Source organism: Pseudorhodoplanes sinuspersici (assembly GCF_002119765.1).
Lineage (GTDB): Bacteria > Pseudomonadota > Alphaproteobacteria > Rhizobiales > Xanthobacteraceae > Pseudorhodoplanes > Pseudorhodoplanes sinuspersici.
The window spans coordinates 4,793,913-4,820,327 of record NZ_CP021112.1; the positions used below are offsets into that span (position 1 = coordinate 4,793,913).

A 26,415-nucleotide genomic window follows, 5' to 3' on the forward strand; every position below is an offset into this window, starting at 1 on the left:
TGCAACTATTTGATATATATAAATATTTATAATTTCAATCTGAACCGGCCCCAGGCTCGGCCCTAGGCTCCCAATCTCTAAATTCGTGAGAGAAATGTGCCGGAAAATCGGGGTCGCTAACGGCGGGATTTAGCCGGAGGTTCTTGTACGTCGAGAACACAATGAACACGCTCGCATGACGTGTCATCGTGAGTAGGTACTGACCGCGGGGCCCACCCGCTCCCTTGGTTATTCGGAGATTGTTGAGCCAATCTTTGATCTGCTGGTCTTCAAAAGTGAGCGGGTCTATTGAGTGCGCGAACTTGTTTCTAACCTTGCGGATTATGTGAAGGTCATGGTGCGCGTCAAACGGCATCAACCCAACGGCTAAGGCCAAATCAATCTTCGACGCAAAAGTCTCGCAGAACCCCCCTGTTCCAAAAACTCGCTTCTGCACGACTGGATCCAAAATTAATCTGTGAGCCAATGCGACAGTGAGTAGTTCTTCTAGAATCGCGCCTCCAATGATGGCAGCGCCCCGATCACTTTGCGATGTGACCTCTGAAAGTATCTCCTCCATAGTGAACTTCGTTTTTATGGCGGACAGCGGGTCGCTCATTTGTCCTCCGAAAAAGCTTCAAGACTGCGATTTAGTACTTGCGAGGCGAGAATGGTGTCATATGCTTCCACACTCAATAGTTGAGGGGAAACATGGCCAAGAAACCGTCCAAAGGTGAAACCACCAGCAACAAAGTCGCGACAATCGCCTCAAAGGGACTCAAAACTCCTAGCAAGCTAACAAACAAAGAAATTAAGACGATTGCCGCCAGTGCGCTAACGCAGGCTCCCAACAAGAAATAAAAAGAGCCAGCCACCCTGCGGATGACTGGTCCCACATGCGACGGCTCCTGAGAGAACGACCGACGCAATCTCTATTCTTTGTCAGCCCAATCGAGCAGCGCCAACGCCGGCTTCGGATCAACGCCGGCTTCCTTGGCCATGGCCAGGCCTTGAATCAGCGTTGCGAATGCACGAGCCGATCCGCCAGCATCGAACGCCTGCAGCGGCGTCATGAGATCAATCGTGACGGTACCGCCGAGTTTGTCCGATGCTTCCTCGGCGAGTAGCGCGCCGATCGGCTGCAGTGTCCATTGAGCAAGGTGGCGTTGACCTTCCCGAATAAGCGGACCGGTCGTCGCACTGGAAAACATCGCAGGCAGCACACCGAACGCCATGGCCACGGTGTCGCGTGCCGCGTCGAGCGTTTCCTTGGTCATCGACTTTTCGAGGTCCGGCGACAGGCTCGCGGGCTTCCAATCCGATACCGGAGCGGGTCCGCCCGCGGCCGACACCTGTACGCTCTCGCGCAGCAGCACCCTGCCCCGTTGACCACGGAATGAACGGCTTAATTTCGAATTGTCCGTATCCGGGGATTCCGGCATCGGCACGACTTGCGAACCGATCGGCGCATTCTCGAACACCTCAGCGAGCGCGGACTCGACCGCGTTTAACATGCCGGCCGTCAGATTGGCGCGCTTCAATGGCGCTGTTCCGTAATAAGGCGCGGCGGGATCCGCACCGGTCCGAAGGTGCAGCACCTCGCCAGCAAGCGCCGTTTCGGTCGTGCCGCCGCCGGCTTCCGGAATGGAAACGCGATAGGCGGTCGGCCTCCCATAGCGGGTCCGCAAATCCCAATCGCTGCACGGCACCAGCATGTCGTCGCGGATCAGGAAGACCGACTCCCCGCGAAGCGCCAGCGACCGGCCGAGCAGTGCCAGCGCCCGCCGATCGAGCATGTCGGTGCCGTCGACATCGGCCAGCGTGAAGCCATTTTCCCATAGCGAGACGCACGATTGTGCGGTCGCTGTCAGTTCGGCGATACCGCGCCGGCCGGATATGTAAGCTTCGCGCGCCTGGATAATTTCAGCCGTGAAGCCGCTGCCGGCACTACGCTTTTCGATTTTTTGAAAACGCTTTAGCCACTTAAACTCAAACATGACGATAAGCCCTCAACAGGTCGGCAGCGCCCGAATTGGCGATTGCACCGGCCAACCAGGATTCGGAGCGCCGCGAGGCAATGGAAATTGATCCGGCCGTGACAGATTCGGACGTGGCGCCGGGCTTGCCGGGTTTCGCGGCCATGTATTCGGCCAGCCGGCGATAGGCTTCGGCTACCGTAGCAGGCACGTCAGCAGCACCGACCGTTGCTGTGAATTGGTAAGGGCCGCTGCAAGGCAAGCAGTAGCCGCCGAGCGGCGATGCCGTGAGCGTGACGGTCTCCCATTCCCCGGCCCGCGACCACACTTGGACGGTGCTAATAGTTGCCGGCGTGAGCGGCGGCACCCACTCCCCCGGCCCTTCCACGACCCAGGTCACTGGCCGCTCCGCCCACCGATGCGCGCACCAGGATTCAAGCCGGTCCCAAACGATCGCCGACGCAAGTGCCTCGGCGGCAGCGGAAAGGCCCGAAGGTGCGTCCGGGTACTCCGCAGGCTCGCTTTCGATTTGCTGAATTGTTGTGGCCATTTCACAGCCTCCATCGGTGCAATGGGTGCGCAGGCACGACCAGACCGGATCCGGTCTGTTCCCAATTGCGCTTGTCCGCCTCGATTGGGCTGCCAAAGTCATCAAAAGAGACATTTGCATCATCAGAGGAGACATTCGCCTCTTCGTAAGCAGGCCGGGTCACGATCGAAAGTTCGAACAAGATCGCTGCAAAAATCGTCCGGATAAGTGCGCGGCCTATCCGTGGATCTTCTTCCTCGATCTTTTCAGCCTGGTCCGACGGCACCGCGGACGGCGGCGGAATACGAAAGCCGGGTGACAATCCGACAGACAGCCCGGCGGAAATCATTTTCAGAATGTCCGAGCCGTAAGACGTGTCCGCGATCTCTGGCAAAACAGTAGCGTCGAACGTCAACACTTCGCTGGTATCATTGAATACCAGCGTGCCGGTTTTCTTGCTGGCAAGCGGACGATCGAACGAATGGCCGACCAGCAGCGCGATATCTTGCTCGACGCTATCAAGCGAATGCGAGAACGCACCCGGCATGAACTGCTCTTTCTTCGGGCGTCCGCGTTTTCCGCCGTCTGAAAGCACAGCCTTCTTTCGGTATGGAAATCGGCCTCGAATTACGCGCCGCCCCTTGGCAGCGCGCAACTCAATTTCGCCGATCAAATTGTCGGCGGTCTCCATCACTGAATCCCGGTCAGGATTTCGAGCTGTACAGCTCGGCTTACTGTGACGTCGGCTGTCGCCAGTGCAGTAAGGCGGAGACCGCCCGACGCCGCGTCGCTGTAAACGTCGCGGATCAAATCGATCGCTCCCCATGTGCCAACAAAGATCGGAGCCACGCCGCCTACACTCGTCGTCAGCAACGCCTTGGTTGCGAGCGGCGAACCAGCCGCGGCAGCGAGTGCGTTCGACGACATGACGATGTTTCCGGCCGGAATGTTCTTGACCAGTCGGTCCCATTCGGAAACAGCGGTGCCCTCGATCAAGGTGTCATCCATGTCGGACCACACCTCCGGACGAATAAGCAGTTTCACCGCAGCAGGACCATTGGCTGCATTGGCCGTAAGGAAGCGCGTCACAGCGGCACGGAATGCGGACCACGATGCGGCCGCGGTCACAGCCGTACTGGTGATGCCATATGAGCCGACAAGCACGCCGCTCGGCTGACCGTTTGCGCCGGTGCCGAGGAAAACCGCCTTGTCCAGCGCAACGGAAATCGCGCCGTTCATGTCACGGCGCACCGCCTGCTCCAGACCATCGCCCGACTGCTTCAAGGTCTTGCGGGTGATTTTCATCTGGATCCCGAGCGTCGAATTCGGAGCGAGCATGCGCTCGCTGGTCGAATAAACGGTCGGCCCCGGTACGTTGGCAGTCTCGCCATCGGCCCATCCGGCAGTCACGCTGCCCGATGCAATCGGGTATTCGTTGCTGCCTTGGCCAATGTTGACCATGCTTGCGCCCATACGCACCGCAGCGGAGTCTGCGAAAATTCGATCGATAATCGGTGCGGTAGTCACCGGCGACGGCGTGCCCGAAGCGATGGTTTCACCAGCGCGCTTTTCGAGCGCCTGCCACGGCACCGGAACTCCGCGATAGCCACCCTGTGAGCGAAGTTCCTCGACGATCTCCGCAGTGGCACCGTCGATCTTGCGGCCTTCGTCCAGGTGCAAGGCAACCTGCCGAAGCTCGAATTTGCCGATCAGTTCGGCGTATTCCCGGTCTGATCGCGTTTCCAGGTCGGCGCCTGCCTCGCGACGCTCCGTATCTTCGACGATAAGCGAAGCGCGATAGCGCGTCTCATTGCCGCGATATTCGGTGTCGAGCGTTTCCATCGAACGGGTTTCGTCTTCGGTTGGCTGCGACTTGCCAACTAGGCCCGCGAGCGCCTGCCGAATTTCCGACTGACGACGCGAGATTTTTACAGACTCAAGCATAGTGACTCCTTGGGTTGAGGTTTCGCCATCGTGGCGAGCAAATCGCGCCACGCGGCGCGAGCGGGTGAGACTTCGTTTCCGAAGCCGCATTCGATTTTCGTTTTCGCGGAATGACACGGCACGCAAAGCGTCTGCAGATTGGTCAATTCGAACGCGAGTTCGGGATCGGTGCGCACAGGCTTGATGTGATCGACTTCAAGGCGACCGACCGCGCTGCACTTCACACATTTGAATCCGTCGCGGCGCTTTGCAGCCAGGCGCAAGGCTGGCCAGCGCTTGTCACGAATGACTGCAGCGGAGTGTCGAAAATACTCGTTCAAAGCCATACCGCCTCGCGTGTTTTCTTCTGACCGCGACCGGAAATCCGAGCGCCTTCGGCAACAGCGAGCACCGTCGCCGATGCCGCATCAATGCGACCGGTCGAACGGGCCTTTGCCATTTTCATATTGTTGGCGGGATCGCGGAGCGTCACCGCGTCGGCAAATGCGCTGCGTAACAGTAGCGACGGTTTCGACTTCACCTGACCATCAAAACACGCACGTTTAAAGCGGTCGCAATCCTCGTTGCCGTCCTTAAATCCGAAACCGCGCCATACGATCGGAACGCGAATGCCCGCGCGATCGATAGCCTCCCCCAATTCGGACTGCTTGTAGCGATCCATAATCAGGCCGGCGATCGGCTCCCCTTGCACATGCCGCATGACTTCGCCAAGCCACGGTGCAACCGGCACCGTCGCATCGCCGAGTACCGACAGTTCGCCGCGGCGCTGCATTTCGTTGTAACGATCGCCAACACCGTCAGCCGCGCCGCGGTCGGTGAGGTTCGGGCGTGACGGGAATGTTCCAAGGCATTCGAGCCGTCCGGTCGCCGGCCAGTAAAAAGCCGCGGCCGTCATGCTGGCGCTGCCGCCGAGATCGATGCCGATGACCACGCTGCCCTCACGGGGAGGCAGATCGGCAGTCTCACAATTCAGCCACTCGTCGACCGTCAGCAATACGTCTCGCGTTTCAGCGCTGACTCGTTCATTGCGGTTGTAGAGTCGGAATGTCGTGAGGCTCGATCCGCCTCGTGCAATTGCTCGACGCGCCTGCGCTTGCAGCCATTCGACCGACGATCCGATACCGTGCATCGCGCCAGGATTGGCGAGTAGCAGCGACTCCAGATCGTCGACGGGCAGACCCGGCGGCGGCCGATGCTCCTGCCGATAGACGCCCTCTTGTTCCTCATCAAGCCACTTGCTGAAAGGGTGCGCGTCATCAGGGGCGGACGTCGAAATAATCAACGCGCGACCGTCGCGTTTTCCAAGGCCGGACAGCAGAGCGTGTTCGAGCGCATCCCCGCTGTCACGCTCCCAATGTCCGCGCTCGTCCAAGATCGCCAGTGTCGGCGCACCGCCCAAGGATGACTTGGCGTCGGACGACAGACAGCGAATGAGATGGCCGCCACCATCGCCAGCGAATTCAATCTCCAAGCGTGGCGCCCGGCGGAACGTGATTTGCTTTTGGATTTTCTCAGGGAGGAACTGCGCAAATCCCTGCACGAAATTGAAACAGATACGGGCTTGGTCGCGCGTGCGCGCAGCAATCGGAATTTCGCGTTTCGGCTGTGCGTCCCATGCGCCAAGCAGCGCACCGAGTCCTACTCCGGCCGAAAGCGCCGTCTTGGCATTACCCCGTCCGATCGATAGGCACGCAACACTGACGTCCTTTGCCAGCGCGCCCATCACAAATTGCTTTTGGAAAGGCGCCAGCCGCATCGGCTTTCCAGCCATGGGGCCTTCTGGAATCTTGAGGGTCTGAAGGAATTTGACGGCTTTTTCGGTCATGCGGGACCGGAGCGCGAGACAGCGAAACCCCACCCCTCCGTACAGGTTCCCCGCCCGAAAGCCGGGCATTGGGACCGCAATCGCGCAGCGCGCGCGGCTGATGCGCAGAATGCAAACGGACGAAGGGAGATAGCGGTCATCATGTGCGCGCTTGCAGGACGAAGCATGCGCCAGCGGGATCACGCTCTACATTGATGACCGTGTACGTGCTGCCGTTGATTGTGATGGTGTTGCCAGCAACAGGCGTAACGCTCAGTGACGAGGCAACGACATAGACCTTGCGATCATTGCGTAGAATGCTCGTGCCATCGACCTGGCTTGCCTCGTAGTCATCCACCCAAGCAGCGCAGATGTGCGGCGTGTCGATGACAGTCGGTTCAAGCGCCGTGCCACCAATGGTCTGCACAGTAAGAACAGCAGCGCCGGGAATGCCTGCTGCATACAGAGCATCGACGAGTTCGGGTGCGAGGTCGAATACTGACAAGGGTTGCCGGCCCAATAAAAAACCCGCGCCGGCGGGTGAGCCAGACGCGGGTTGATGTTTATGTAACCAGGTAAGATAGAGCGTAAAGCTTAATATGTGGTTTCTGATCGAGAAGGTCCGGAAACTGAGAGCAAGCGCTCGCCCGCGAGCAAGCGTCGGATCTGATCAGCAGGGACACCAAGCTCGAATAGCTTTTCCCTCAAAGATACTACGTCCAGTTTGCCCGCGAAGAACGCATCGATCGCAGAGGTGAAACGATCGAGATCATCTTCATGATCGAAGATGACGAAATCAGAGCCGTAGCTCTCTCGAATAATTTCGCCAAGTCTGGATGCCATAAACACACTCTATATGATTATCTATTGACATGCTCGATGCATCTGGCCAGCGCACGACAATGATACGTTAGCTCTACCATAAGTCAAAATAAGCCTTTGATTTTATTAGCAATTGTTGATTGTACGATATTAAATTCAAGGGTGTCACACCGTCACGTCATCGTCACACCGCGTCACATGTGACACGCCCTTTGCCGTCACGTCACGTCACACAACCCTATAGGGGTGTGACGGTGTGACAGGGTCAACCTGGTAATTGACCAATAAGAGGTGAAGGTCCGAGCGTCGGCATTCCAATCCTCACCATGCCATCGCTTTCCGCAATTCGCTGTGATCTTGCCAGCGCATCCCGCAGTCGCCTAAACGGCTCTCGTGGATTCTTCGCCTCGATATCGAGTACCCCTATTCGGAATAATTCGTCGCGCCACCGATCGACCGCAACCGCACCAGCCTGACCATGTTCTTTGATGGCTGTTTTCAATGCGTCCAGTGCGAGCACCTGCCGGTCACTGAGGCGTGACGTAGCTTTCGGCGCTGCAACAGCCGCCATCGACAGGATGAACGCCGTAACCGCGTCGCCGTCCTCATCGACACCCAGATTCACAACTTCGCCAGCAAAGCTCGTAAGCGCTCCCTCGGGCTGATCGTTCGCCTTGATGACTGTCGCCGTTTTCACAGCGTCGCCGGTGATGTGGATTTGCAGGTCAACGTCACCCTGCCGGGCATTGCTGCCACGCTCGCCCCGCGTCTCGTCCTTGCCGCTGTGACCGACGCCGGCAATGTGGACGTCCAGCAATTCATGGATCCGACGAAGATTCGCCGCTACAATGTTCTGATCGCGCGCCTTGTCCTCGTCACCGCCACCGGCCGCGATACCTTTTGACCATGTGTCAATCACGATCACGCCGACCGGCATGCCGAACCGCGCCTCGGCCGCGCGGACAGTCTGCACGATGATATCGACGCAACTCGGATTGAGCATGTCAACGATTTGCCCTGTCACCGCCATCGGCAAGCCAGACATGCCGTCTCGCTTCGCGTAGGCCGACAGTCGGCGTCGCACCTGATCGGCACGTTCAAAGGCGAAATAGACAACGCCAGCGCGCTCCTTGTGCTTGAAACCGCGCCAGTCCTTTCCCGCTGCCGTGTGGACCGCAATATCAGTCAGCATCGCGGATTTAAGCGAACCAGGCGCGCCGAACACGCTGGAGTTTTCGCCTTTCGCAACGACACCCTTCACCAGCCATTTCTTTGGCGTCGGGGTGCTGCATTCATCGAAGAACGTCAGCGGAAGCGCTTGTTCGGCCGATTGCGTTGCCGGAACGGGAAAAGGGATGACGGACAACGGAATTTCCTTTCTCGAATATTTGAACTGCCATGCATCTTGTTCGGACACGCTGATCCAATGATGCGGCCAAGCGCAATCAATCTCGTACAGCGAGGGGAAGTGATGGCCGTACTTCGATCGCCACTCCGCTTTTTTGGCGGCGTATTGAGCGAAAGTTACGTCACTTTCGCGATCTGGCTGCGCGTCGAACCAAGCCTCAATCGCCTCTGCCTCAAGCCTGATCGCCTGGCGAATTTTGTGGCGTTCTCTCTTCTGCTGATGCGCTTCGTAATCGATAATCTCTGCAAGTGCAGTCATTCATGGACTCCAATGTCGATGGAGCCCGACGAGATTTTTCTTGAAAGATTCAGCGAGTGTGCTATTCCGATGGCACCACCCAATCGAAATAGAACCGCTCGGCTGAGTTCACCTCGCCGGGCGGTTTTTCGTTACTCGTCGCGTTTGCTTGTCGGCTGGATTTGAGCCAACGCCTCGTCGATTTCGTGCAGTCGATGGCGCAACGTCGCGTTGGCGTCGTCCGCTTTTTTGCGAGCAACCTTTGCGTCGTTAAGAATGGCCATAAGGTTGTCCAAATCGGCTTTCGTCATGCCGCCACCTCCTGCCCGCCCATGGCCAGAAATTTCGAATAAGCCGCCACCGCCAATTGCTTGGGAATGTCCCCATCGAGAAAATGGACCAGCCGTCTGCCATCGCCGAATGTGTCGATCTTCGGTGCCGAGACGACCAAATCGCCCTTCGCCTTTCGGATCAGCAAACACTCGTCAATTCCCACGAGTCCGATTTCGCAGTCGAAGTGACAAAGAAGCTTATCGCCGTTTTGCCATTCCCTGACCTTGCGGGATCGGATGCCGACAACCCGAATACTGGTCATGCTGCGACTCCTTCGCGAGCACGTACCCATTCCTCATTTGCCTGGGCGCTGATGCGAACACAGCGTCCAACTTTGAACGCCCGCGGTGCTTCACCACGTGCCTGCAATGCGTAAAAGAACGAACGCGAGAGGCCGTGGGCTTTGCACCATTCCTCAATGCTTTGGGACTTCATGTCGTAACCTCCAACAAAAAACCCCGCTGCGACCAGTCAAGGTCGAAGCAGGGTGCGGGTACAAAAAAAGGCGCCGCCGCGGATCACCGCAGAAGCACCTCAAACAAAAACTCCGTTTCCGGAATCCTTCAGATTTCCCTTTGTAGCATGTTCGCTGTCCCCGCGCAAGCTGACGTGCGCTAGTGGACGTTAACGGAATCTTTCTCGCAGTAATTTGTCCAAGCGGTCATTAACTCGCGTCGCTTTTCCAATGCGTCGCCGCGTCGATAAGCGGCTTCGACTTCATTCTTGTTCGTGTGAGCCAATGCTGCTTCCGCAATCTCGCGTGGAAAATTTGTCGCCTCACCGCACCAATCGCGAAAACTCGAACGGAATCCATGCGCAGTGATGGCGCACTTCATGCGCTTTAACACGGCCGTCAACGTCATATCGGACATTGGTGTCTTGCCGTTGCGACCAGGAAAGACGAATTCGCTCGTTTTAGCCTCTTGAAGCTTCTGAACAATTGCCACCGCACGACGCGATAATGGCACCCGATGCACAATGCCCGCTTTCATTCTCTCAGGCGGCACCGTCCAAATCGCTTTGTCAAAATCGAATTCGTCCCAACGCGCTCCGCGCACCTCGCCCGAACGGGCGGCGGTCAGGATCGCGAATTCCAGCGCCAGCGCCGCCACGCCTTCCCTGCTCCGAAGGTCGGCCATGAATGTCGGTATGTCAGCGAACGGCAGCGCCGCGTGATGACCGCGGGTCAGTTTCTGGCGCTTGGGTAGCAGGTGGTCTAGGTGACCACGCCAGCGAGCCGGATTTTCGCCGGAGCGCAGCCCTTTCGCCTTTGCGGCGTCAAGGATTGCCTCGATCCGGCCGCGCAGACGAACGGCGGTTTCGTTTTTGCTGGTCCAGATCGGCTTGAGCACGCCGAGCACATCGTCCGTGTCGATGGCGTCGATCGGCCTGCCCCGCATCGGCTTGGCGTATTCCCGCAGCGTCATCCGCCACTGATCCAGATGCTTCGCATTCCGCAGGCTCGGCGCCACCTTGTGTTCGATATGGTCGTCGGCGAATTCACCAAATGTCACCGGTGAAGCTACCCGCCGAACCGATCGCGGATCCTTGCCATCGCGCAGCGCGGCCCGCATTGCGGCGGCAATTTCGCGGGCCTTAGCCAGGGTCACGTCTCGCGCGCCGCCGAGGCCGATTTCGCTCTGCTTCGTTCCGCGCGCAAACATGAACACCCACCGGCGCCGACCATAGCTGGAAATCGAAAGATACAGCCCGCCCCCGTCAGCGTGGCGGCCGGGCTTAGTTTGGGTCCGAACGGCGTTCGGGCTTAATCTATGAAGAGTTCGAGTCCCCACCGTCCGCCTAACTCCCGGCCCTAGTTACGGCCCTAGTTTGTAGCGTGGATACGGGCGCTCACGCAAGCACGGTGGTGGACGGAGCGATGTATTATTATCTGTTGAATCAATCAGATAGGTTTCATTGATGGACGCCGGAAGACATCAAAAGACACCGGTTATGATGACACCCCTTCCGCCAGCCCCGCCGATTTGTGCGATACTCAATCGGCAGCGTAGACAGCGTCGTATGCCCACTCTTGCCTGCTCTCAACCTTCGAGGGTGAGACCGCTTTCAGAGAGAGCGCCAGGCAGCTTTCGCTCGTCTACCGCCCACAGGAATAGGCCGCAGGGACCACACATCGGCGCTTGACTCACGTCAACGCCCCCTACCCGGTCCCGCGATATGCAGACATTATAAGTCACTCTGCGAAGAAATCGCCGCCATGCGGAATATCAAGCGCGCCTTTTGGGGCATGTTGTTCGTGTTGACCATCTTATGGCTGATCGCAGAGCCACAGGTGTTCCAGCCAGCGAACTTCTTCGCCCTTCGGTCAAGCATGGTCCAATACAGCGGGCTCATCGCCATGGCTGCCATGAGTGTCGCGATGGTTCTGGCGCTGCGGCCGCGCTGGCCAGAGCAGTGGTTCGGCGGGCTGGACAAGATGTATCGCCTGCACAAGTGGCTCGGCATCGCGGCTCTCGTCGTCGCAGTGATCCACTGGCTGTGGTCCCAGGGACCGAAATGGGCGGTGGGATGGGGCCTGCTTGAGCGGCCGGCACGGGGGACAAGGCCGCCTCTGGAAAACCCGATCGAGCAATTCTTCATGACCCTGCGCGGTTCGGCGGAGGGGCTGGGCGAATGGGCGTTCTATGTTACGGTCTTGCTGATCGCGCTGGCACTCATCAAGTATTTGCCGTATCGCCTGTTTTACAGAACGCATCTCCTGCTGGCGATCGCTTATCTGGTGCTCGTATTCCACACGGTGGTGCTGACCAATTTCGGCTATTGGGTATCACCGATCGGATGGGCAATGGCCTTGCTTCTGGCCGCCGGGACATACGCAGCGGTCGTCGTCCTGCTTGGCCGTGTAGGTGCCGGACGGCAAGTTCAAGGCAGGATTACTTCGCTTCACTATTATCCCGGCGTGAGAGCCCTAGAGACTGAGATTGAAGTGCCGCACGGCTGGCCCGGCCACAGGCCTGGCCAATTCGCCTTCGCGACTTCGGATCGCTCCGAAGGGGCGCATCCGTACACGATCGCGTCTGCATGGAACGACAAGGATCGGCGCATTACCTTCGTCACCAAGGAACTGGGCGATCATACCAATCACCTGCACGGAAAGCTGCAGATCGGGCAGAACGTGAAGATCGAAGGGCCGTATGGCTGCTTCGACTTCGACAATGGCCAACCGCGGCAGATTTGGATCGGCGGCGGCATCGGCATCACGCCGTTCATCGCGGGCATGAAGCATCTCGCGCAGGAACGGCATACACATCCGGATCAGCCGCGCCCGATCATCGACCTGTTCCACACTACCGCCGACTACGACGAGAACGCCCTCGCTAAACTGAAGGCGGATGCGGAAGCCTCGCACATCCGCTTGCATCTGCTGATCGACTCGCGAGACGGTCTCCTGACAGGAGATCGCATTCGAGCCGCTGTGCCGAAGTGGCGCGAGGCCAGCATCTGGTTCTGCGGTCCGGCGGGTTTCGGTGAGGCCCTGCGGCACGACTTCGATGCACAGGGACTGCCCGTGGCGGAGCGTTTCCATCAGGAACTGTTCGCAATGAGATAAAAAGCGCTTTTAGGACGAACGACATGTCCGGGAGCTTCTTCAAAAGAACGCCATCCAAGCTGCAGTACACTGTATGATGCACCATCACAGGTGACCGCGAGCGCTCCCATGACCTTCTTCTCCCTTCTCCTCAACATCCTCTGGATCGTCTTTGGCGGTCTCTGGATGGCGGCCGGCTGGCTGATCGCGTCGGTGCTCATGGCCATCACCATCATCGGCATTCCCTGGGCGCGCGCGGCGTTCAACATCGCCTTTTACACGTTGCTGCCGTTCGGGCAGACGGTCGTGTCGCGCGATGCTTATTTCGGCAGGGAAGATATCGGTACCGGCCCACTTGGAATGCTGGGCAACATCATCTGGTTTGTGCTGGCCGGCTGGTGGCTGGCTTTGGCGCACGTCATCACCGCGATCGGACTTGCAATCACGATCATCGGCATTCCGTTCGCATGGGCGCATCTCAAGCTGGCGGGCCTGGCGCTCTGGCCGATCGGCAAGATGATTGTTCTGAAAGAATAACGATGGCGGACAGCGCCTCACCGGCAGACACCGTCCGCCGGCTTCGCCTGACAAAAGATGTCTCGTCCGCGTAGCGCGCTTACGCAGCCGCCTTGTTCTTGATCGCACCGATAATCGCCGTCAGGATCGCGCCACCGGCACCGCCCGCGATGATATGCGAGATGATGCTGCCGATGCTCAGATTGCCCGACTGCGCCGCAGCCGTCACAGCCGGTAACGCCAGGGTCACGATCTGCCCCAGCACACCGCCTCCGACAAGTCCTGCGATGATATTACCGACCGTACCGAGGTCGAACGTGGGTGAAGACTTGCCGGCACCAGCGCCGCCCAGCGCACCCGCGATCAGATTAATAAGGATCTGCTCCATGTCAGTCTCCCGTTGCCAATCACGATTCCAAAAGCCTATGCCCGGAATGGGATGTGGGTCGAGATCGCGGTAACGACGTTGCACAGCTTTGAAGCAACGAAGCAGCAAACAATATTGCACCGCGTCGTCATCATCGATCTCAACCGTCTCCCTTCAGGGCGACTCAAAGATCGCGGGTGCGGATTAACAACGCCACAAAAGCATCGGTCGATTTAATGTCGCACGATCACGTATAAAAAGCGGCAAATTTGTACGCGATTTGAACCGTTTGCTCACGGCTCCGTGCAACTGACGCGGCCCGTGAGGACCTTGCCGGCGGTGACTCCCACAGCATTGGCCAGCACCGGATTGGGTACGCCGCGTCCACGTTCGACGATCCAGTAAAGACCGATCCGTCCGCCAAGGACGATTGACACCAGCGCAATAACCGAACCGACCGACAGCGTCGAAACGCCGGTCACGCCCTGCCCGATGGTGCAGCCCAGAGCGGTGATGCCCCCAAATCCCATCATAAAAGCGCCAAGCAGCCGGCGCTTGAGCTCTGCCGCATTCGCCGGGATCTGCCAGCGGAAGGTGCCATCGGTCACGGCTGCAGCAAATGCACCGGCAACGAAGCCGATGACGGCCCCGATCGGGAAGTCGATCTGCAATGCCGTGGACAGCATGAAGTACAGCACGGTCTCGCCGAGCGGACCGACAAAGGTGAACGATTCAATCCGGCGGGTATCGAACGAGTCATAGCCGACAATGCCGGTCGCCCACCAGCCGAGCACCACGATCAAGCCGATCAAGGCGCCGGTAATGGCGAAGCGTGGCGTCGCACGAAAGCCGCGATGCATGAACGCGAAAGCTGCAATGGCAAGGCCGATCGCGACAGCCGCAATCGTCGTGGCATGGCCGCTCAATCCGGCCAGTTCCGGCAAACGCTGCGTGCCGGACGCGCCGAGATTGACTGCCAGCGGGTCAGTCACCGCAACGCGCACGACACCAGTCAGACCGCGCATGGTCATCATCGCGGTCACGCCCATGACCAGGAAGGTGATGACCGCCCGCAAATCGCCACCGCCGATCTGACGCAGCGTACCCATGCCACAAGTGCCGTTCAGCGCCATGCCAAAGCCGAAAACCAGTCCGCCGATGATCAGCCCGCCAAGTTCAAGACGCGAACCGGTGTAGATCGACTTTGTCAGATCGAGTTCGCCGAACACTTCGAGCGCATGCACGCCGATGATCGCGACGCCGATCGCCAGCAGCCAGGTGCGCAGACGCCGCGTGTCATTGGCGTAAACCGAATCCTCAATCGCGCCCAGCGTGCAGAAGCGTCCGCGGCGCGCCACAAAGCCGAACGCAAAGCCCAGGCCGAGCCCCAGCAACAGGCGCAGCACGTTCAGCGGAAGATCGTCAAACATCTTAAAGCCCCGTCAGCGCGCCAAATTCATCAACGTACAGCCGGCGCGCAGAATGCCGCATGAAGTGCCTGGATCACCTGCTTCACCTCAGGGCGCGCAAGCGAGTAGTAGATGTTCTTGCCGTCGCGGCGCGTTTCGACCAGATCGTCGGCACGCAACCGTGCAAGTTGTTGCGACACCGCTGGCTGCCGGAGCTTCAGCAATTGCTCGATCTCGGTGACCGATTTTTCTCCTTCGGTCAGAAGGCATAGGATCACCAGCCGCGCCTCGTGCGACAGCGCTTTCAGAAATTCGCTCGCCGTCCTGGCGTTCTGCAGCAGCTCGTCGATGTCGAGATCGGGCTTCTTGGGCTTACGGGCCAAAGTCGCAGTGACCATTACGATCGCTCCAAGTTATCGAGGCGAATACATGCGCCATCTTGCAAGTATTTGAAAGGGATGGAACTTTCAAAGTCGGCGGGCGCTAGAGCATAAGCTTTTCCAGAACGCCCCAAAAAAAGAATTCTCCCGGATAGCCCTCGATCCGGGCCTTCTCCTTACCGTTTTCGACGACGACGAATGTCGGCGTGAACCGCACCGGGCTTTTCAGCTCGACCGAGGTATCCTTGCCGCGGTCGAGATGCACCTGCCGCAGCGGCAGCTGTTTGCCAATGTCGGTCTTTGGATAGATCGGGCCAATCTCCCGGTCCCAGGCCTCGCAGTATGGACAGCCGGCCCGCCGGTACATCACGAGTTCGGCCGATAGCGCCGGCGGCACCGATGCCATCAATGCGAAAACAACAAGCAAGCCCTTCAGGATGCGCACGTGAGCCCCTTTGCAGCACAAGTTTGCTGACCATATAATTGCAAGATATCGAATGTCATGGATTCTCAAGAGTTGGCGGCAACACTGATGATCTCACGTAGGACCATGCTGGCAGGATCGGCGGCTTTGCTCGCCCCCTTCCCTCGCCTCGCGGCGGCATCCGAACTGAAGCTGAACGACGACGGGCTCTACACCAAGCCGTGGTTTCTGGAGAGCTTCCTCGAACTGCCCGACGACCTGAAGGAAGCGGCCGCCAAGAACAAACGCTTCGTCATCATGTGGGAGCTGAAGGGCTGCCCTTATTGCAAGAAGATTCACGAGATCAACCTGGCCGATCCGACGATCGAAAATTTCATCAAGGACAGGTTCCAAGTCCTGCAGCTCAATATCATCGGTTCACGGGAAGTGACGGATTTCGACGGACAGAAACTGCCGGAAAAGCAGTTCGCGCAAAAGTATGGCGTCCGCTACACACCGACCTTCCAGTTCTTCCCGGACAGCATCGATGGGCTTGCGCAAAAGACACCGACTGCACGCGAAGTCGCGCGCTGGCAGGGCTATATGGAGCCGAAGCCGTTTCTGTCGATGTTTCGCTTCGTGGCCGACAAAGCCTACGAGAAGATGAGCCTAAACGATTTTCTGAAGGCGAATGGTTGATTGTCATTCCGGGCGCGGAATCCACACTGCCTATCGCGGTTATGGATTCCGGATAGCTGCCTCGTAGCCTCCCGGATGACGACGTTTTACCCCACCTTCAAATACGCAAACCCCTTCGACTGAAGCTCGGCCACCGTCGCAACACCGGACGGCACGAATTTCAGGAAAGCATCGTTGCGCGTCTTGTTCAGGTCGATGTTGCTGCGCTTGTAGGTGATCTCGCAAAGATAGGCCTCGACTTCGAATTTCGCCAAGCCCGCGAGACGCTTGTAGATATCCTCGTCGATCTGGTCCTTCTCCCACGGCGTACCGCTGCGATCGGCGAGAAAGAACTTGATGCCCGCACCATGCGCGACGATCACGAGCTTGATCCGCATCGGATCGAACTCATACGCCGACAGATGATTGTTCATGTTGGTCAACATTTGCGAAAAACGCTGCGGATCGCCGAAATCGCAGTGATAGAGACAGGCGAGATCGGTGTCCTTCTTGATGTCGCCCATCGTGAGTTTGGCCGGAGCCGCGTTCACACCTGATGCACCGAGCGCCGCACCGGACAAGGCGAGCGCACCAATGAAGCCGCGTCGGCTGGTCGTGCTGGTGGATTTGGTCATATTCCGTCTCCTCGATACGATAGAACGTGATGTCGTCCGAAAACCACTTCGTACTTTTCGGCATCATGCTCTGGTCGTCTTGCGCGACGGCCGGCGCGCATACGCACCGGCCTCAAAATTCAAGGATGACCCGGAGCAATCAGTCCTTATTGGCGGGACTGTCCGGGCTCATCAGCAGCGCCACCGCATCCTTGATCTGGTCGATCGTCAATACTTTATTCGCACCGAACCGTGGCATATTCGAACACGGAAGCGCCGAATGAGAGTTATATATTTTCTCATACGTCGCTTTCACGTCGGCCTCAGCAAAATTGCGAAGCTTGCCGTATTGGTAAAGGCTCGGCCCGAGGGTGCCGTAGCTGACCTCCTGTTTCGATATCTGATGACAGGCATAGCAATTGCCACCATTCGGTCGGCGCGCCGGATAGTCGGTGAAGCGTAGCCCATAGCCGCTCTGCGCCAGCGCCTCGCCCTTCTTCCAGTCACCCAAAAACTTCCCATCGGCCGGATATTCGATGGTCGCCTTCTCGCGTTTCTGGATCTCGTCGGCGATCGCCTTGGTCGGATTGTTGTGGCTGGCCGAGCATTGCTTCATCGTCTCGTCCTGCGAGAGGCGCGGGATGAATTCCTCGGGCGCCCCGGGGAAGGCCGCCTTGATCACCGCATCGGCCTTGCCAGCCGGCACGGTTGATTTTTGCTGCGCGAACACAGCGGTGGATGCCAGGAGCGCGGCAACGACAATGAAAGGACGCATGTTCATGAGTTGGTCCTTCCGTTCAGCGCTTCAGGCCGGGAGCAGCGATCTCACCGCCCTGCGCCGTTTTCACAAGATAAGCGATCAGCGCGATGCTGGCGTCCGATCCGAGTTGCAATTGCGGCATTCGCATCTGCCAGTAACAATCATACATGCGGTGCTGCAGCGTCATCACATGTGTCGTTGAAACGCGATAGGCCGGCCACTCGCCGACGACTTTGCGCGCCTCTTTCGGCTCGGACAGATACGGCAATCCCTGCAGACGAATGCGCAGCCCTTCCGCCGCATGGCAGGTGGCGCAGGAGAAATCCATCGGGCCAGAACGGCGGTTGAACAGATCCTCACCGAGCGCAACGACTTCCCTTTCCTGTGGCAGATCCAGCTTGGCCGCAAATTTCTCGCCCGAAGACTGGTTGGCGACATAGGTCGCGATGGCACCCAGTTCTTTCACCGGCTGGCCGCCGCCCGGATGCGGACGTTTCACGAGATCAGCGGTGTTAAAGCCTTGTAGCTGCTCCATGCACCAGAGGATTCGGGTTTCTGCGTCCATGACACGGTCGGCGTCCTTGAAGTAGCGCGGCAATTCTGCAAACGCGCCTTCGACCTTGCCGGGCCCTTTTCCGAGATCGCACTGCTCAAGACTGACGTTTTTCGGGCCGCGCGGCGTCTTCCATAACGCTTCGCCGCGATCGGAATCGAGAAGACCCGGATTGCTCCATGGATCTTCCTTCAGCATCTGCCGGTAGCGTTCGATGGCTTTTTCGGTTTCAGCGTCCTGCGCGGCAACGCCAAACGCGAACAACGTACCGAAACCAACGACGATCAAAAATAAGTTGCGAACTCTCACTCGGCATCCTCCCGCGCTGGCGTTTCTTCGCCTCATATCGCTGTACGAAGCATCGGCCTTAAAGATCAAGTGGCCGTTGCCTTAAACAATACATGCATTTCTTCGCATGAGAAGACTTTGCTGTTTGTGCGCTGCAACGGAGAATATTCATTGCTTCATGCCCACGAATTCGGTAATCACTTTCAACAGAATGAATATGTTCCGTGCTATAAGCGGACGCGAGCGAGGAAGCGCGAGGTCGCTGGAGGTGGACGCAAAGCGGCTTGCAGCCGTGTCCCCGCCATGTCATCGAAGCCTTCTTCGGATTGCATTTGAAGATCGACCGCGCGTCGCCAAATATGCGCGACCGATTGAAGAGAGGAACGATATGAGCGCTTTTATCACCCGCAGGCAGGCATTCATGGCCGGCGCCGCTGCCGTTGCTGCCGCCACGCTGGGACAGTCGATTACGCCCGCCTTTGCAGCCAACAACATCGATGAGATGACAAAGGCATTCACCGGTGGCGCCAAGCCCGTCGCGGGCAAGGTCAAGCTTGATCTTCCGGAAATCGCCGAGAACGGCAACACAGTTCCGATCACCGTATCGGTCGACAGCCCGATGACCGACAAAGACTATGTCAGCGACGTCATCATCCTGGCGGATGGCAATCCTAATGCCGGTGTTGCGACGTTCCACTTCTCCCCGGCGAGCGGCGTTGCCGAAGCGAACACGCGCATCCGGCTGGCCAATACGCAGAACATCGTCGCCATCGCAAAAACGAATGACGGCAAGTTCTACACCGCATCGAAGGAAGTCAAAGTCACGATCGGCGGTTGCGGCGGCTGATTGCCCGCGCACACATCGTTGACGAGAGCGTTTTCGAGCGAAGTGGATACCGGTTCGCGTGAAGAAAACGCGTCAAAACAAAAAGGAACCAGGAGTTCATCAATGGCCACATCGTCCGTTAAGCCGCGCATCAAGCTCGACAAGAAGGAAGCCAAGCAGGGCGACATCGTCGAGGTGAAAGCGCTGGTCTCGCACGTCATGGAAACCGGTCAGCGCAAAAGTGCCGACGGCAACGTGATCCCGCGCAAGATCCTCAACAAGTTCACCTGCACCGTGAACGGCAAGGAAGTTTTCTCAGCTGATTTCGAGCCGGCGGTGTCCGCCAATCCGTATATCCAGTTCAAGTTCAAGGCGACCGAATCCGGTCCTGTTGTCCTGACTTGGATCGACGACGACGGCTCCAAGATCGTCGGCGAGGATTCAATCAAAGTCATCTGACCTTTATCGCCATTGCTCTGAGCCTGTTCGACCAGACGTTCTGCATTGGCCGGGGTTGTTCGGTCCACTTTGCTTGTGCTGAGGAGCGCAGATGATTTCACGGCGCGATTTCATCCAGTTGGCGGCCGCGACAGCCGCCATTCTCCCGGCCGGCTGGAGCCGCGCCCTCGCCCAGCAGAAGCTGACGCAAGCGGACCTTCTGCGTTTCGAGCAGCTTGGCAACGTAACGCTGGTGCACGTCACCGACATCCACGGCCAACTGCGCCCGGTCTATTTCCGCGAGCCCTCGATTAATCTCGGCACCGGCGATGTGAAGGGCCTTGTGCCACACATCACCGGCAAGGCGTTGCTCGATCACTACAAGATCCCGCAAGGCTCTGCTGAAGCCTATGCCCTCGCCTATCCGGACTTTGCAGCATTGGCCAAAAGCTATGGCCGGCTCGGCGGGCTCGATCGCATTGCCACTATCGTCAAAGCCATCCGCGCCGAGCGCGGCGACCGCACCGTCTTCCTCGACGGCGGTGACACCTGGCAAAACAGCTTCACCTCGCTGACCACCAAGGGGCAGGACATGGTCGATTGCATGGCGCTCTTGAAGCCCGATGCCATGACCGGTCACTGGGAATTCACGCTCGGCACCGATCGCGTGAAAGAACTCATCGGCCAGCTTGAGTTTCCGTTCCTCGCCCAGAACGTGCGCGATACGGAGTGGGACGAACCGGCATTCGAGGCGATGCGGATGATCGAACGCGGCGGCGTCAAGATCGCCGTGATCGGTCAGGCTCTGCCCTACACCGCAGTGGCCAATCCGCGCTGGATGATCCCGAACTGGTCGTTCGGCATTCGCGAAAACGACCTGAGGGCCAATGTTGAAAAGGCGCGCAAAGACGGTGCCCAGCTCGTCGTGCTGCTCTCGCATAACGGCTTCGATGTCGACCGAAAGCTGGCGTCGCGAGTCTCCGGCATCGATGTGATCCTCACCGGCCACACGCATGATGCGCTGCCGGCCGTCGTGAAGGTCGGCAAGACCCTGCTGGTCGCCTCCGGTAGTCACGGCAAGTTCGTTTCGCGCCTCGATCTCGATGTCCGCGATGGCGAAGTAAAGGGCCATCGTTTTCGGTTGATTCCGGTCTTCTCCGATGTGATCGCACCTGACGCCGAAATGGCGACAAAGATCGATACGATCCGCAAGCCGCACGAAAAGATGCTCGGTGAAACGATCGGCCGCACTGAGACGACCTTGTATCGCCGCGGCAATTTCAACGGCACGCTGGATGACGTGATCTGCGACGCGCTTCTGTCCGAACGCGATGCGGAGATCGCGCTGTCACCGGGCTTCCGCTGGGGCGCTTCGCTGCTGCCAGGCCAGGATATTACCCGCGAGGATATCTATAACGCCACCGCTATCACCTATCCGAATGCTTACCGGATGACGATGAATGGAGCGCGTTTGAAGGACATTCTGGAGGATGTCGCCGACAACCTGTTCCACCCCGATCCTTATTATCAGCAAGGCGGCGATATGGTGCGCGTCGGCGGCCTCTCCTACACGATCGATGTCGGCAAGCCCGGCGGCCAGCGCATTTCCGACATGACGCTGCTCCGAACCGGCAAGCCGCTCGAGCCCGCGCGCGATTACACCATCACCGGCTGGGCGAGCGTCAACGAGGGCACCGAAGGGCCGCCGATCTGGGATGTTGTGACCAACTACATCACCAAAAAGAAAGTCGTCGCGCCGAAGGAGCTTCAGAATGTGCGCGTGATGGGCGTGTAATTTTTTTGCCCAAACACATGCAAATATAAGAATGAATGAAGTTGAGGAATGGGAGCCTCACGATGAAAGAAGAAACGCCAAAGCCGAAAGGCATCATGTCACGCCGCGCCTTTCTGCGCACCGGCCTCGCCGCCGGCGGCGCCGTCGCAGCCGGCGGCGCGAATGCGATGCCGCCGCAAGGCAATCCCGCCAATCAGCCGCCCAACGTCCCGGATTGGACGCGTTCGCTTGGTGAGGGCGTTGTGGCCCGCCCCTATGGCAAACCATCGTCTTATGAATCCGTCGTCATCCGTAGAGACGTCGAGTGGCTGACAGCCTCGCGCGAAAGCTCTGTCAGCTTCACGCCGTTGCATGCACTCGACGGCATGATCACGCCGAACGGCCTGTGCTTCGAGCGTCACCACGCCGGCATCGCCGAAGTCGATCCGGCCGATTATCGGCTGATCCTGCATGGCCTTGTCGACAAGCCGCTGATCTTCACACTCGATGACATCAAGCGCATGCCACGTGTCAGCCGCGCCTATTTCTGCGAATGCGCCGCCAATTCAGGGATGGAGTGGCGCGGCGCGCAGCTCAATGGCTGCCAATACACGCACGGCATGGTCCATTGCGTGATGTATACCGGCGTGCCGCTGAAGACCCTGCTCGACGAAGCGGGCGTCAAGCCGAATGCAAAATGGCTGTTGCTCGAGGGCGGCGATTCAGCGGCGATGACGCGCTCGCTGCCAATGCAGAAGGCGCTGGACGACGTCCTGATCGCCTATCGCATGAATGGCGAGATGCTTTATCCGGAGAACGGCTATCCGGTGCGCGCGGTCATTCCTGGCTGGGAAGCCAATATGTGGGTGAAGTGGCTGCGCCGCATCGAACTTGGCGATCAGCCGTGGCATCATCGCGAGGAGACGTCGAAATATACCGACCTTCTGGAGAACGGAAAGGCACGGCGTTTCACCTATGTGATGGATGCGAAGTCGGTTATCACCAATCCCAGTCCGCAAGCACCGATCAATCATAAATCTGGCTTCACCGTGCTATCGGGTCTCGCCTGGTCCGGCCGCGGCAAGATCGCGCGAGTCGACGTCTCGCTCGATGGCGGCCGTAACTGGCAAACGGCCAAGCTTGACGGGCCGATCTTCGACAAGGCCCTGACCCGCTTCTACTACGAATTCGATTGGGACGGCCGCGAGTTGCTGCTGCAGTCACGCGCCATGGACGAGACCGGTTACGTGCAGCCAAGCAAGAGCGAATTGCGCAAGGTTCGCGGTGTCAATTCCATCTATCACAATAACGGCATCCAGACCTGGCAGCTGCACAAAAATGGCGAGGTGGAAAATGTCGAGATTTCTTAAACGCCACGCCGCTGATGTGTCCGCTCGTCCCCGCCAACGGGTCCGCGCATCGCGCGGCCCGATGACAGGCTCCGGCGGAGACCCAGCAAAAGTAGAAAGACAGGGCTCCCGCCGTCGCGAGAATGAGCGGAGATTGGGACTTCTTGCCGCGCTTCTCGCGGCATCACTTGCCGCGTTGCCTTCTGGCGATATCCAAGCTGCGCCGAAGAAAGCCGAGGCAGCGCAGACTGCACCCATCGCTCAGGCCAAGCTCAACATCGGCCGTTCAGCCACGCCTGAAGAAATCTCCGGTTGGGACATCGATATCCGCCCCGACGGCCACGGCCTCCCCATCGGTAAAGGTACGGTGAAGGAAGGAGAACCGCTTTACGTCGAACGATGCGCGGCATGTCATGGCGAATTCGGTGAAAGCGCCGGACGATGGCCAATCCTCAGCGGCGGCAACGATTCGCTCGCCAGTCACGATCCGATCAAGTCGGTCGGCTCATACTGGCCCTATGCATCGACATTGATCGACTATATCCGGCGGGCGATGCCGTTTGGTGCGGCGCAAACGCTGACGAACGACGAGCTCTACGCCATCACGGCCTACGTTCTTTTTCTCAATGACGTCATCAAAACGGAAGATTTTGAACTCAGCGACAAGAATTTTGGAACGATCAAACTTCCCAACGAAAGCAATTTCTTCGATGATGACCGCGAGACTTCAGAGAAGGCGTTTTGGCGGAAAGATCCTTGCATGAGCAATTGTGCCGCAGGCCACGCGACGGTCACCGGGCGCGCCCGTGTGATCGATGTGACACCTGAGCAGAGCAAAGGACCAAAGGTGGAGTGATGGGTGCGGCAACGCGACCTTTCGTTTGGAATCCAGACGCCCTCCTGACCTTTGCTGCCCTTTTCCTTCTGCCTGCGACAAATGTGCATGCATCAGGCGACCGCGCTCTCGGCCAATATCTGTCCTCGGAATGTGTGACGTGCCATCAACTGTCCGGCCGCTTCGACGGGATACCGCCGATCATTGGCTGGCCGGATGACGCCTTCGTGCAGATCATGAATGAGTATCGCAACAAGGAGCGGCAAAACCCGGTGATGCAGACAATCGCAGGACGATTGTCACCGGACGAGATCGCAGCTTTGGCGGCCTATTTCGGCAGCCTGAAAGCCGCAGAGCCGCCGAAGCGCAAGGGAGGAAAATCGTGAGATCCAATCGCAGACAATTCTTGGGTGGCGCAGGTGCGCTCGCAGCGTCCGGCATGCTGGCGATGCCGGCGATTGCACAGGCGAAGCCGAAAGTCGTTGTTGTCGGTGGCGGCCCAGGTGGCGCCACTGTCGCCAAATATGTCGCGCAGGATTCCAAAGGCGCGATCGAGGTCATCCTCGTGGAGCCGGCCAAGCAATTCGTCACTTGCTTTCACTCCAATCTTTATCTCGGTGGCTTCCGCGATCTGAAATCGATCACGCACGGTTACGGCGACCTCGCGAAGAAACACGGCGTGAAACTCGCCAATACCAGTGCCGCCTCGATCGACCGCGACAAGAAAGTCGTCAAGCTCGCCAATGGCGCCGGCGTCAATTACGACCGGCTGGTCATTGCACCGGGCATCGATCTGAAATTCGATTCCGTGCCAGGCTATTCGGAAGCCGCGAGCCAGCAGATGCCGCATGCCTGGAAGGCCGGACCGCAGACGCAGCTTCTCAAGACGCAACTCGATTCCCTGAAAGACGGTGCGCTGATCGTGATGGTGGCGCCGCCCAACCCTTATCGCTGCCCGCCTGGCCCCTATGAGCGCGCATCGATGATGGCGCATGTACTGAAAGCCAAGGGCCACAAGAAATCAAAAATCGTCATTCTCGACACGAAGCCGAGTTTCTCGAAGCAGGCGCTGTTCGTGCAAGGCTGGGAACGGCACTATCCCGGCATGATCGAGTGGCAGGACCCGAAGATGCATGGCGGCATCAAGAACGTCGATCCGAAGACGCTGACGGTCAAGACCGACCTCGGCGAATACAAGGCGCAGCTCGTCAACGTCATTCCGGCCCAGATGGCCGGCAGGATTGTGCGCGACGCCGGTCTCGCCAACGACACCGGCTTCTGTCCGATCAAGCCGGAGAGCATGCAATCGGCGATGGATGTCAACATCTACATCGTCGGCGATGCCTGCATCCCGGGCGACATGCCGAAATCGGCCTTCTCGGCCAACAGCCAGGCCAAGGTCGCGGCGATGATGATCCGCGGCGAATTGATCAAGTCACCAACCTTCCCGGCCCGCTACACCAATACCTGCTGGAGCCTGATCGAGACCGACGACACGGTGAAGATCGGCGGCCGCTATGAACCCAAGGACGGCAAGATCGCGGCCGTGGAGACGTTCCTTTCCAAGACCGATGAGCCCGCCGCCCTGCGCAAGCAGACGCAGGAAGAAAATATGGGCTGGTACAAAGGCATCAGCGCGGACATCTTCGGGTAATGGACGAACAACATCATCTGTCTTCTCAACCGGCGATGCGGCTCACCCCGCATCGCCGTGCTGTTTTGGGGGCCTTGCTGCCGCGGCGGTCGCCAGGATGATTAGACCGGACCGCGCATGGGCGGCCATCGCCCCCGTCGCGCACAAGGTCGGCAATATCGAAGTGATGATCGTCAGCGACGGCGTCCTCAATGTGCCGCTGTCCTTCTCACTGCCGGAGACGCCGCTGTCCGAAGCCGCGGCCTTGTTCAAGGCGCATGGCATGCCCGAGGGCGGCGAGCCTGTGCAAACCAATGTTGTGCTGGTGAAGACCGGCAACGACACGGTGCTGATCGATGTCGGCTCCGGTGCGAACTTCCAGCCGACCGCCGGCAAGCTGCAGGAGAATCTGGAGGCCGCCGGCATTGCGCCGGACACGATTACCAAGGTGGTCTTCACACACGCACACGCCGATCACCTCTGGGGCGTGCTTGACGATTTCGACGACGCCGAACGCTTCCCCAATGCGAGCTATGTGATCTCGGCCCCCGAATGGGATTTCTGGAGTAATCCGGCGACAGTCGAAACCGTGCCCGACTGGTTGAAGGGCATGGCGCTCGGCACTGCCCGTATTCTGAAGAAAATCGAAGACAAGGTGGAAAGGCGAAAAGCGGGTGATACCGTAGCGCCCGGCCTGACCTATGCCGCGACGCCTGGCCACACCCCGGGACACATGTCTGTCATGATCGAAAATGGCGGGCAGCGGTTGATGATCGGCGGCGACGTGCTCGCCAACAATGCCATTTCATTCGCCCGGCCGGACTGGCGGATCGGCAGCGATTTCGACCGTGATCGCGCAGCGGCGACCCGCAAATCCCTGCTCGATCAACTGGCAGCTGGTAAAATACCGCTGGTCGGATTTCATCTTGCATGGCCGGGGCTCGGTATGGTGGAACGCGCCGGTAACGCTTATCGTTTAGTGCCGCTCTAAGTTTCGTCCTGCCGTCGAG

32 protein-coding genes are annotated in these 26,415 nt (G+C 58.7%); 12 read left to right on the forward strand and 20 right to left on the reverse strand.

Translation table 11 applies throughout. From position 1 onward, the window contains the following. Positions 1-34: 34 nt before the first annotated feature. Positions 35-598, reverse strand: a complete 564-nt coding sequence (locus tag CAK95_RS23345; RefSeq protein WP_086090095.1) for a hypothetical protein — start codon at positions 596-598, stop codon at positions 35-37. 92 nt (positions 599-690) lie between these two features. Between CAK95_RS23345 and CAK95_RS29655 the strand changes: the two genes are divergently transcribed. Then, positions 691-840: a hypothetical protein gene (locus CAK95_RS29655; RefSeq protein ID WP_183044172.1), complete on the forward strand. Its 150-nt coding sequence runs from the start codon at positions 691-693 to the stop codon at positions 838-840. 71 nt (positions 841-911) lie between these two features. On the opposite strand, the gene CAK95_RS23350 is transcribed toward CAK95_RS29655, so the two are convergent. From CAK95_RS23350 to CAK95_RS30520, 12 genes are all read right to left on the reverse strand, one after another. Beyond that, positions 912-1,976 carry a phage portal protein gene (locus CAK95_RS23350; protein WP_086090096.1) on the reverse strand — a complete coding sequence of 355 codons (1,065 nt, stop codon included), beginning with the start codon at positions 1,974-1,976 and terminating at the stop codon, positions 912-914. Next, on the reverse strand, positions 1,969-2,505 hold the full coding sequence (locus CAK95_RS23355) for a hypothetical protein (RefSeq protein WP_086090097.1): 537 nt from the start codon (positions 2,503-2,505) through the stop codon (positions 1,969-1,971). Before CAK95_RS23355 ends, CAK95_RS23350 begins: the two co-directional genes overlap by 8 nt. Before the next feature lies 1 nt (position 2,506). Next, on the reverse strand, positions 2,507-3,175 hold the full coding sequence (locus CAK95_RS23360) for an HK97 family phage prohead protease (RefSeq protein WP_198343756.1): 669 nt from the start codon (positions 3,173-3,175) through the stop codon (positions 2,507-2,509). Further along, positions 3,175-4,428: a phage major capsid protein gene (locus CAK95_RS23365; RefSeq protein ID WP_086090098.1), complete on the reverse strand. Its 1,254-nt coding sequence runs from the start codon at positions 4,426-4,428 to the stop codon at positions 3,175-3,177. Before CAK95_RS23365 ends, CAK95_RS23360 begins: the two co-directional genes overlap by 1 nt. Next, a complete protein-coding gene (locus tag CAK95_RS30515) occupies positions 4,413-4,754 on the reverse strand; it encodes an HNH endonuclease (RefSeq protein ID WP_086090099.1) in 342 nt (113 codons plus the stop codon). The genes CAK95_RS23365 and CAK95_RS30515 overlap by 16 nt, the downstream gene beginning before the upstream one ends. Next, entirely contained in the window at positions 4,745-6,199 is a 1,455-nt protein-coding gene (locus CAK95_RS23375) for a terminase large subunit domain-containing protein (protein ID WP_245303503.1), read from the reverse strand. The genes CAK95_RS30515 and CAK95_RS23375 overlap by 10 nt, the downstream gene beginning before the upstream one ends. A 193-nt stretch (positions 6,200-6,392) precedes the next feature. Continuing rightward, the gene (locus CAK95_RS23380; protein WP_086090100.1) at positions 6,393-6,737 is read right to left on the reverse strand and encodes a head-tail joining protein; all 345 of its coding nucleotides are present in this window, start codon (positions 6,735-6,737) and stop codon (positions 6,393-6,395) included. A gap of 89 nt (positions 6,738-6,826) precedes the next feature. After that, on the reverse strand, positions 6,827-7,075 hold the full coding sequence (locus tag CAK95_RS23385; protein WP_086090101.1) for a hypothetical protein: 249 nt from the start codon (positions 7,073-7,075) through the stop codon (positions 6,827-6,829). Between the two features lie 244 nt (positions 7,076-7,319). Next, positions 7,320-8,720, reverse strand: coding sequence for an AAA family ATPase (locus tag CAK95_RS23390; protein ID WP_086090102.1), 1,401 nt, complete (start codon positions 8,718-8,720; stop codon positions 7,320-7,322). A gap of 131 nt (positions 8,721-8,851) precedes the next feature. Further along, positions 8,852-9,010 carry a hypothetical protein gene (locus CAK95_RS29365; RefSeq protein WP_157699714.1) on the reverse strand — a complete coding sequence of 53 codons (159 nt, stop codon included), beginning with the start codon at positions 9,008-9,010 and terminating at the stop codon, positions 8,852-8,854. Then, a complete protein-coding gene (locus CAK95_RS23395) occupies positions 9,007-9,294 on the reverse strand; it encodes a hypothetical protein (protein WP_086090103.1) in 288 nt (95 codons plus the stop codon). Before CAK95_RS23395 ends, CAK95_RS29365 begins: the two co-directional genes overlap by 4 nt. A 352-nt stretch (positions 9,295-9,646) precedes the next feature. Continuing rightward, positions 9,647-10,825: a tyrosine-type recombinase/integrase gene (locus CAK95_RS30520; protein WP_086090104.1), complete on the reverse strand. Its 1,179-nt coding sequence runs from the start codon at positions 10,823-10,825 to the stop codon at positions 9,647-9,649. Positions 10,826-11,250: 425 nt separating this feature from the next. Here CAK95_RS30520 and CAK95_RS23405 point away from each other — a divergent pair, with 425 nt between their 5' ends. Both CAK95_RS23405 and CAK95_RS23410 read left to right on the forward strand, forming a co-directional pair. Further along, positions 11,251-12,603 (forward strand): ferredoxin reductase family protein, encoded by a 1,353-nt coding sequence (locus CAK95_RS23405; protein ID WP_086090105.1) that lies wholly within the window; start codon positions 11,251-11,253, stop codon positions 12,601-12,603. Positions 12,604-12,711: 108 nt separating this feature from the next. Then, positions 12,712-13,119, forward strand: a complete 408-nt coding sequence (locus CAK95_RS23410) for a YccF domain-containing protein (protein ID WP_086090106.1) — start codon at positions 12,712-12,714, stop codon at positions 13,117-13,119. A 79-nt stretch (positions 13,120-13,198) separates the two neighbouring features. Here CAK95_RS23410 and CAK95_RS23415 read toward each other — a convergent pair whose 3' ends face one another. From CAK95_RS23415 to CAK95_RS23430, 4 genes are all read right to left on the reverse strand, one after another. Further along, positions 13,199-13,486 (reverse strand): hypothetical protein, encoded by a 288-nt coding sequence (locus tag CAK95_RS23415; protein ID WP_086090107.1) that lies wholly within the window; start codon positions 13,484-13,486, stop codon positions 13,199-13,201. Between the two features lie 272 nt (positions 13,487-13,758). Further along, complete coding sequence (locus CAK95_RS23420) at positions 13,759-14,895, reverse strand: YeeE/YedE family protein (protein WP_086090108.1); 1,137 nt, start codon at positions 14,893-14,895, stop codon at positions 13,759-13,761. Positions 14,896-14,924: 29 nt separating this feature from the next. Beyond that, positions 14,925-15,272, reverse strand: coding sequence for an ArsR/SmtB family transcription factor (locus tag CAK95_RS23425; protein WP_086090109.1), 348 nt, complete (start codon positions 15,270-15,272; stop codon positions 14,925-14,927). A gap of 85 nt (positions 15,273-15,357) precedes the next feature. Further along, entirely contained in the window at positions 15,358-15,699 is a 342-nt protein-coding gene (locus CAK95_RS23430) for a thioredoxin domain-containing protein (protein WP_245303504.1), read from the reverse strand. 87 nt (positions 15,700-15,786) lie between these two features. Here CAK95_RS23430 and CAK95_RS23435 point away from each other — a divergent pair, with 87 nt between their 5' ends. Next, positions 15,787-16,356: a thioredoxin family protein gene (locus CAK95_RS23435; protein ID WP_086091614.1), complete on the forward strand. Its 570-nt coding sequence runs from the start codon at positions 15,787-15,789 to the stop codon at positions 16,354-16,356. A gap of 86 nt (positions 16,357-16,442) precedes the next feature. Here CAK95_RS23435 and CAK95_RS23440 read toward each other — a convergent pair whose 3' ends face one another. The 3 genes from CAK95_RS23440 to soxA form a co-directional block, all read right to left on the reverse strand. Further along, the gene (locus CAK95_RS23440) at positions 16,443-16,970 is read right to left on the reverse strand and encodes a DsrE family protein (RefSeq protein WP_086090110.1); all 528 of its coding nucleotides are present in this window, start codon (positions 16,968-16,970) and stop codon (positions 16,443-16,445) included. A 139-nt stretch (positions 16,971-17,109) separates the two neighbouring features. After that, a complete protein-coding gene (soxX, locus tag CAK95_RS23445; protein ID WP_086090111.1) occupies positions 17,110-17,730 on the reverse strand; it encodes a sulfur oxidation c-type cytochrome SoxX in 621 nt (206 codons plus the stop codon). 16 nt (positions 17,731-17,746) lie between these two features. Next, positions 17,747-18,571 carry a sulfur oxidation c-type cytochrome SoxA gene (gene soxA / locus CAK95_RS23450; protein ID WP_245303505.1) on the reverse strand — a complete coding sequence of 275 codons (825 nt, stop codon included), beginning with the start codon at positions 18,569-18,571 and terminating at the stop codon, positions 17,747-17,749. A gap of 367 nt (positions 18,572-18,938) precedes the next feature. On the opposite strand from soxA, the gene soxY reads away from it, so the two are divergent. From soxY to CAK95_RS23490, 8 genes are all read left to right on the forward strand, one after another. Then, on the forward strand, positions 18,939-19,397 hold the full coding sequence (soxY, locus tag CAK95_RS23455; protein WP_086090112.1) for a thiosulfate oxidation carrier protein SoxY: 459 nt from the start codon (positions 18,939-18,941) through the stop codon (positions 19,395-19,397). Positions 19,398-19,499: 102 nt separating this feature from the next. Next, positions 19,500-19,835 (forward strand): thiosulfate oxidation carrier complex protein SoxZ, encoded by a 336-nt coding sequence (soxZ, locus tag CAK95_RS23460; RefSeq protein ID WP_086090113.1) that lies wholly within the window; start codon positions 19,500-19,502, stop codon positions 19,833-19,835. A gap of 91 nt (positions 19,836-19,926) precedes the next feature. After that, the gene (soxB, locus tag CAK95_RS23465; protein WP_086090114.1) at positions 19,927-21,609 is read left to right on the forward strand and encodes a thiosulfohydrolase SoxB; all 1,683 of its coding nucleotides are present in this window, start codon (positions 19,927-19,929) and stop codon (positions 21,607-21,609) included. 62 nt (positions 21,610-21,671) lie between these two features. Then, complete coding sequence (gene soxC, locus CAK95_RS23470) at positions 21,672-22,958, forward strand: sulfite dehydrogenase (RefSeq protein WP_183044174.1); 1,287 nt, start codon at positions 21,672-21,674, stop codon at positions 22,956-22,958. A 133-nt stretch (positions 22,959-23,091) separates the two neighbouring features. Beyond that, positions 23,092-23,793, forward strand: a complete 702-nt coding sequence (locus CAK95_RS23475; RefSeq protein WP_425349632.1) for a c-type cytochrome — start codon at positions 23,092-23,094, stop codon at positions 23,791-23,793. After that, positions 23,793-24,158 carry a c-type cytochrome gene (locus CAK95_RS23480; RefSeq protein WP_086090116.1) on the forward strand — a complete coding sequence of 122 codons (366 nt, stop codon included), beginning with the start codon at positions 23,793-23,795 and terminating at the stop codon, positions 24,156-24,158. Before CAK95_RS23475 ends, CAK95_RS23480 begins: the two co-directional genes overlap by 1 nt. After that, positions 24,155-25,426 carry an NAD(P)/FAD-dependent oxidoreductase gene (locus CAK95_RS23485; RefSeq protein ID WP_086090117.1) on the forward strand — a complete coding sequence of 424 codons (1,272 nt, stop codon included), beginning with the start codon at positions 24,155-24,157 and terminating at the stop codon, positions 25,424-25,426. Before CAK95_RS23480 ends, CAK95_RS23485 begins: the two co-directional genes overlap by 4 nt. Before the next feature lie 97 nt (positions 25,427-25,523). Then, entirely contained in the window at positions 25,524-26,396 is an 873-nt protein-coding gene (locus CAK95_RS23490) for an MBL fold metallo-hydrolase (RefSeq protein ID WP_157699715.1), read from the forward strand. Positions 26,397-26,415: the final 19 nt, after the last annotated feature.

Excerpts from the sequence above, each read along its gene's own strand:
- soxC (WP_183044174.1), top strand. The coding sequence starts at position 21,672 with ATGAAAGAAGAAACGCCAAAGCCGAAAGGCATCATGTCACGCCGCGCC.
- CAK95_RS23355 (WP_086090097.1), bottom strand. The coding sequence starts at position 2,505 with ATGGCCACAACAATTCAGCAAATCGAAAGCGAGCCTGCGGAGTACCCG.
- CAK95_RS23435 (WP_086091614.1), top strand. The coding sequence starts at position 15,787 with ATGATCTCACGTAGGACCATGCTGGCAGGATCGGCGGCTTTGCTCGCC.
- CAK95_RS23490 (WP_157699715.1), top strand. The coding sequence starts at position 25,524 with ATGATTAGACCGGACCGCGCATGGGCGGCCATCGCCCCCGTCGCGCAC.
- CAK95_RS23410 (WP_086090106.1), top strand. The coding sequence starts at position 12,712 with ATGACCTTCTTCTCCCTTCTCCTCAACATCCTCTGGATCGTCTTTGGC.
- soxX (WP_086090111.1), bottom strand. The coding sequence starts at position 17,730 with ATGAACATGCGTCCTTTCATTGTCGTTGCCGCGCTCCTGGCATCCACC.
- CAK95_RS23385 (WP_086090101.1), bottom strand. The coding sequence starts at position 7,075 with ATGGCATCCAGACTTGGCGAAATTATTCGAGAGAGCTACGGCTCTGAT.
- CAK95_RS23480 (WP_086090116.1), top strand. The coding sequence starts at position 23,793 with ATGGGTGCGGCAACGCGACCTTTCGTTTGGAATCCAGACGCCCTCCTG.
- CAK95_RS23420 (WP_086090108.1), bottom strand. The coding sequence starts at position 14,895 with ATGTTTGACGATCTTCCGCTGAACGTGCTGCGCCTGTTGCTGGGGCTC.
- CAK95_RS23360 (WP_198343756.1), bottom strand. The coding sequence starts at position 3,175 with ATGGAGACCGCCGACAATTTGATCGGCGAAATTGAGTTGCGCGCTGCC.
- CAK95_RS29365 (WP_157699714.1), bottom strand. The coding sequence starts at position 9,010 with ATGACGAAAGCCGATTTGGACAACCTTATGGCCATTCTTAACGACGCA.
- soxB (WP_086090114.1), top strand. The coding sequence starts at position 19,927 with ATGATTTCACGGCGCGATTTCATCCAGTTGGCGGCCGCGACAGCCGCC.
- soxY (WP_086090112.1), top strand. The coding sequence starts at position 18,939 with ATGAGCGCTTTTATCACCCGCAGGCAGGCATTCATGGCCGGCGCCGCT.
- CAK95_RS23425 (WP_086090109.1), bottom strand. The coding sequence starts at position 15,272 with ATGGTCACTGCGACTTTGGCCCGTAAGCCCAAGAAGCCCGATCTCGAC.
- CAK95_RS23350 (WP_086090096.1), bottom strand. The coding sequence starts at position 1,976 with ATGTTTGAGTTTAAGTGGCTAAAGCGTTTTCAAAAAATCGAAAAGCGT.
- soxZ (WP_086090113.1), top strand. The coding sequence starts at position 19,500 with ATGGCCACATCGTCCGTTAAGCCGCGCATCAAGCTCGACAAGAAGGAA.
- CAK95_RS23415 (WP_086090107.1), bottom strand. The coding sequence starts at position 13,486 with ATGGAGCAGATCCTTATTAATCTGATCGCGGGTGCGCTGGGCGGCGCT.
- CAK95_RS23375 (WP_245303503.1), bottom strand. The coding sequence starts at position 6,199 with ATGGCTGGAAAGCCGATGCGGCTGGCGCCTTTCCAAAAGCAATTTGTG.
- CAK95_RS23345 (WP_086090095.1), bottom strand. The coding sequence starts at position 598 with ATGAGCGACCCGCTGTCCGCCATAAAAACGAAGTTCACTATGGAGGAG.
- CAK95_RS30515 (WP_086090099.1), bottom strand. The coding sequence starts at position 4,754 with ATGGCTTTGAACGAGTATTTTCGACACTCCGCTGCAGTCATTCGTGAC.
- CAK95_RS23365 (WP_086090098.1), bottom strand. The coding sequence starts at position 4,428 with ATGCTTGAGTCTGTAAAAATCTCGCGTCGTCAGTCGGAAATTCGGCAG.
- CAK95_RS23395 (WP_086090103.1), bottom strand. The coding sequence starts at position 9,294 with ATGACCAGTATTCGGGTTGTCGGCATCCGATCCCGCAAGGTCAGGGAA.
- CAK95_RS23390 (WP_086090102.1), bottom strand. The coding sequence starts at position 8,720 with ATGACTGCACTTGCAGAGATTATCGATTACGAAGCGCATCAGCAGAAG.
- CAK95_RS23405 (WP_086090105.1), top strand. The coding sequence starts at position 11,251 with ATGCGGAATATCAAGCGCGCCTTTTGGGGCATGTTGTTCGTGTTGACC.
- CAK95_RS23440 (WP_086090110.1), bottom strand. The coding sequence starts at position 16,970 with ATGACCAAATCCACCAGCACGACCAGCCGACGCGGCTTCATTGGTGCG.
- CAK95_RS29655 (WP_183044172.1), top strand. The coding sequence starts at position 691 with ATGGCCAAGAAACCGTCCAAAGGTGAAACCACCAGCAACAAAGTCGCG.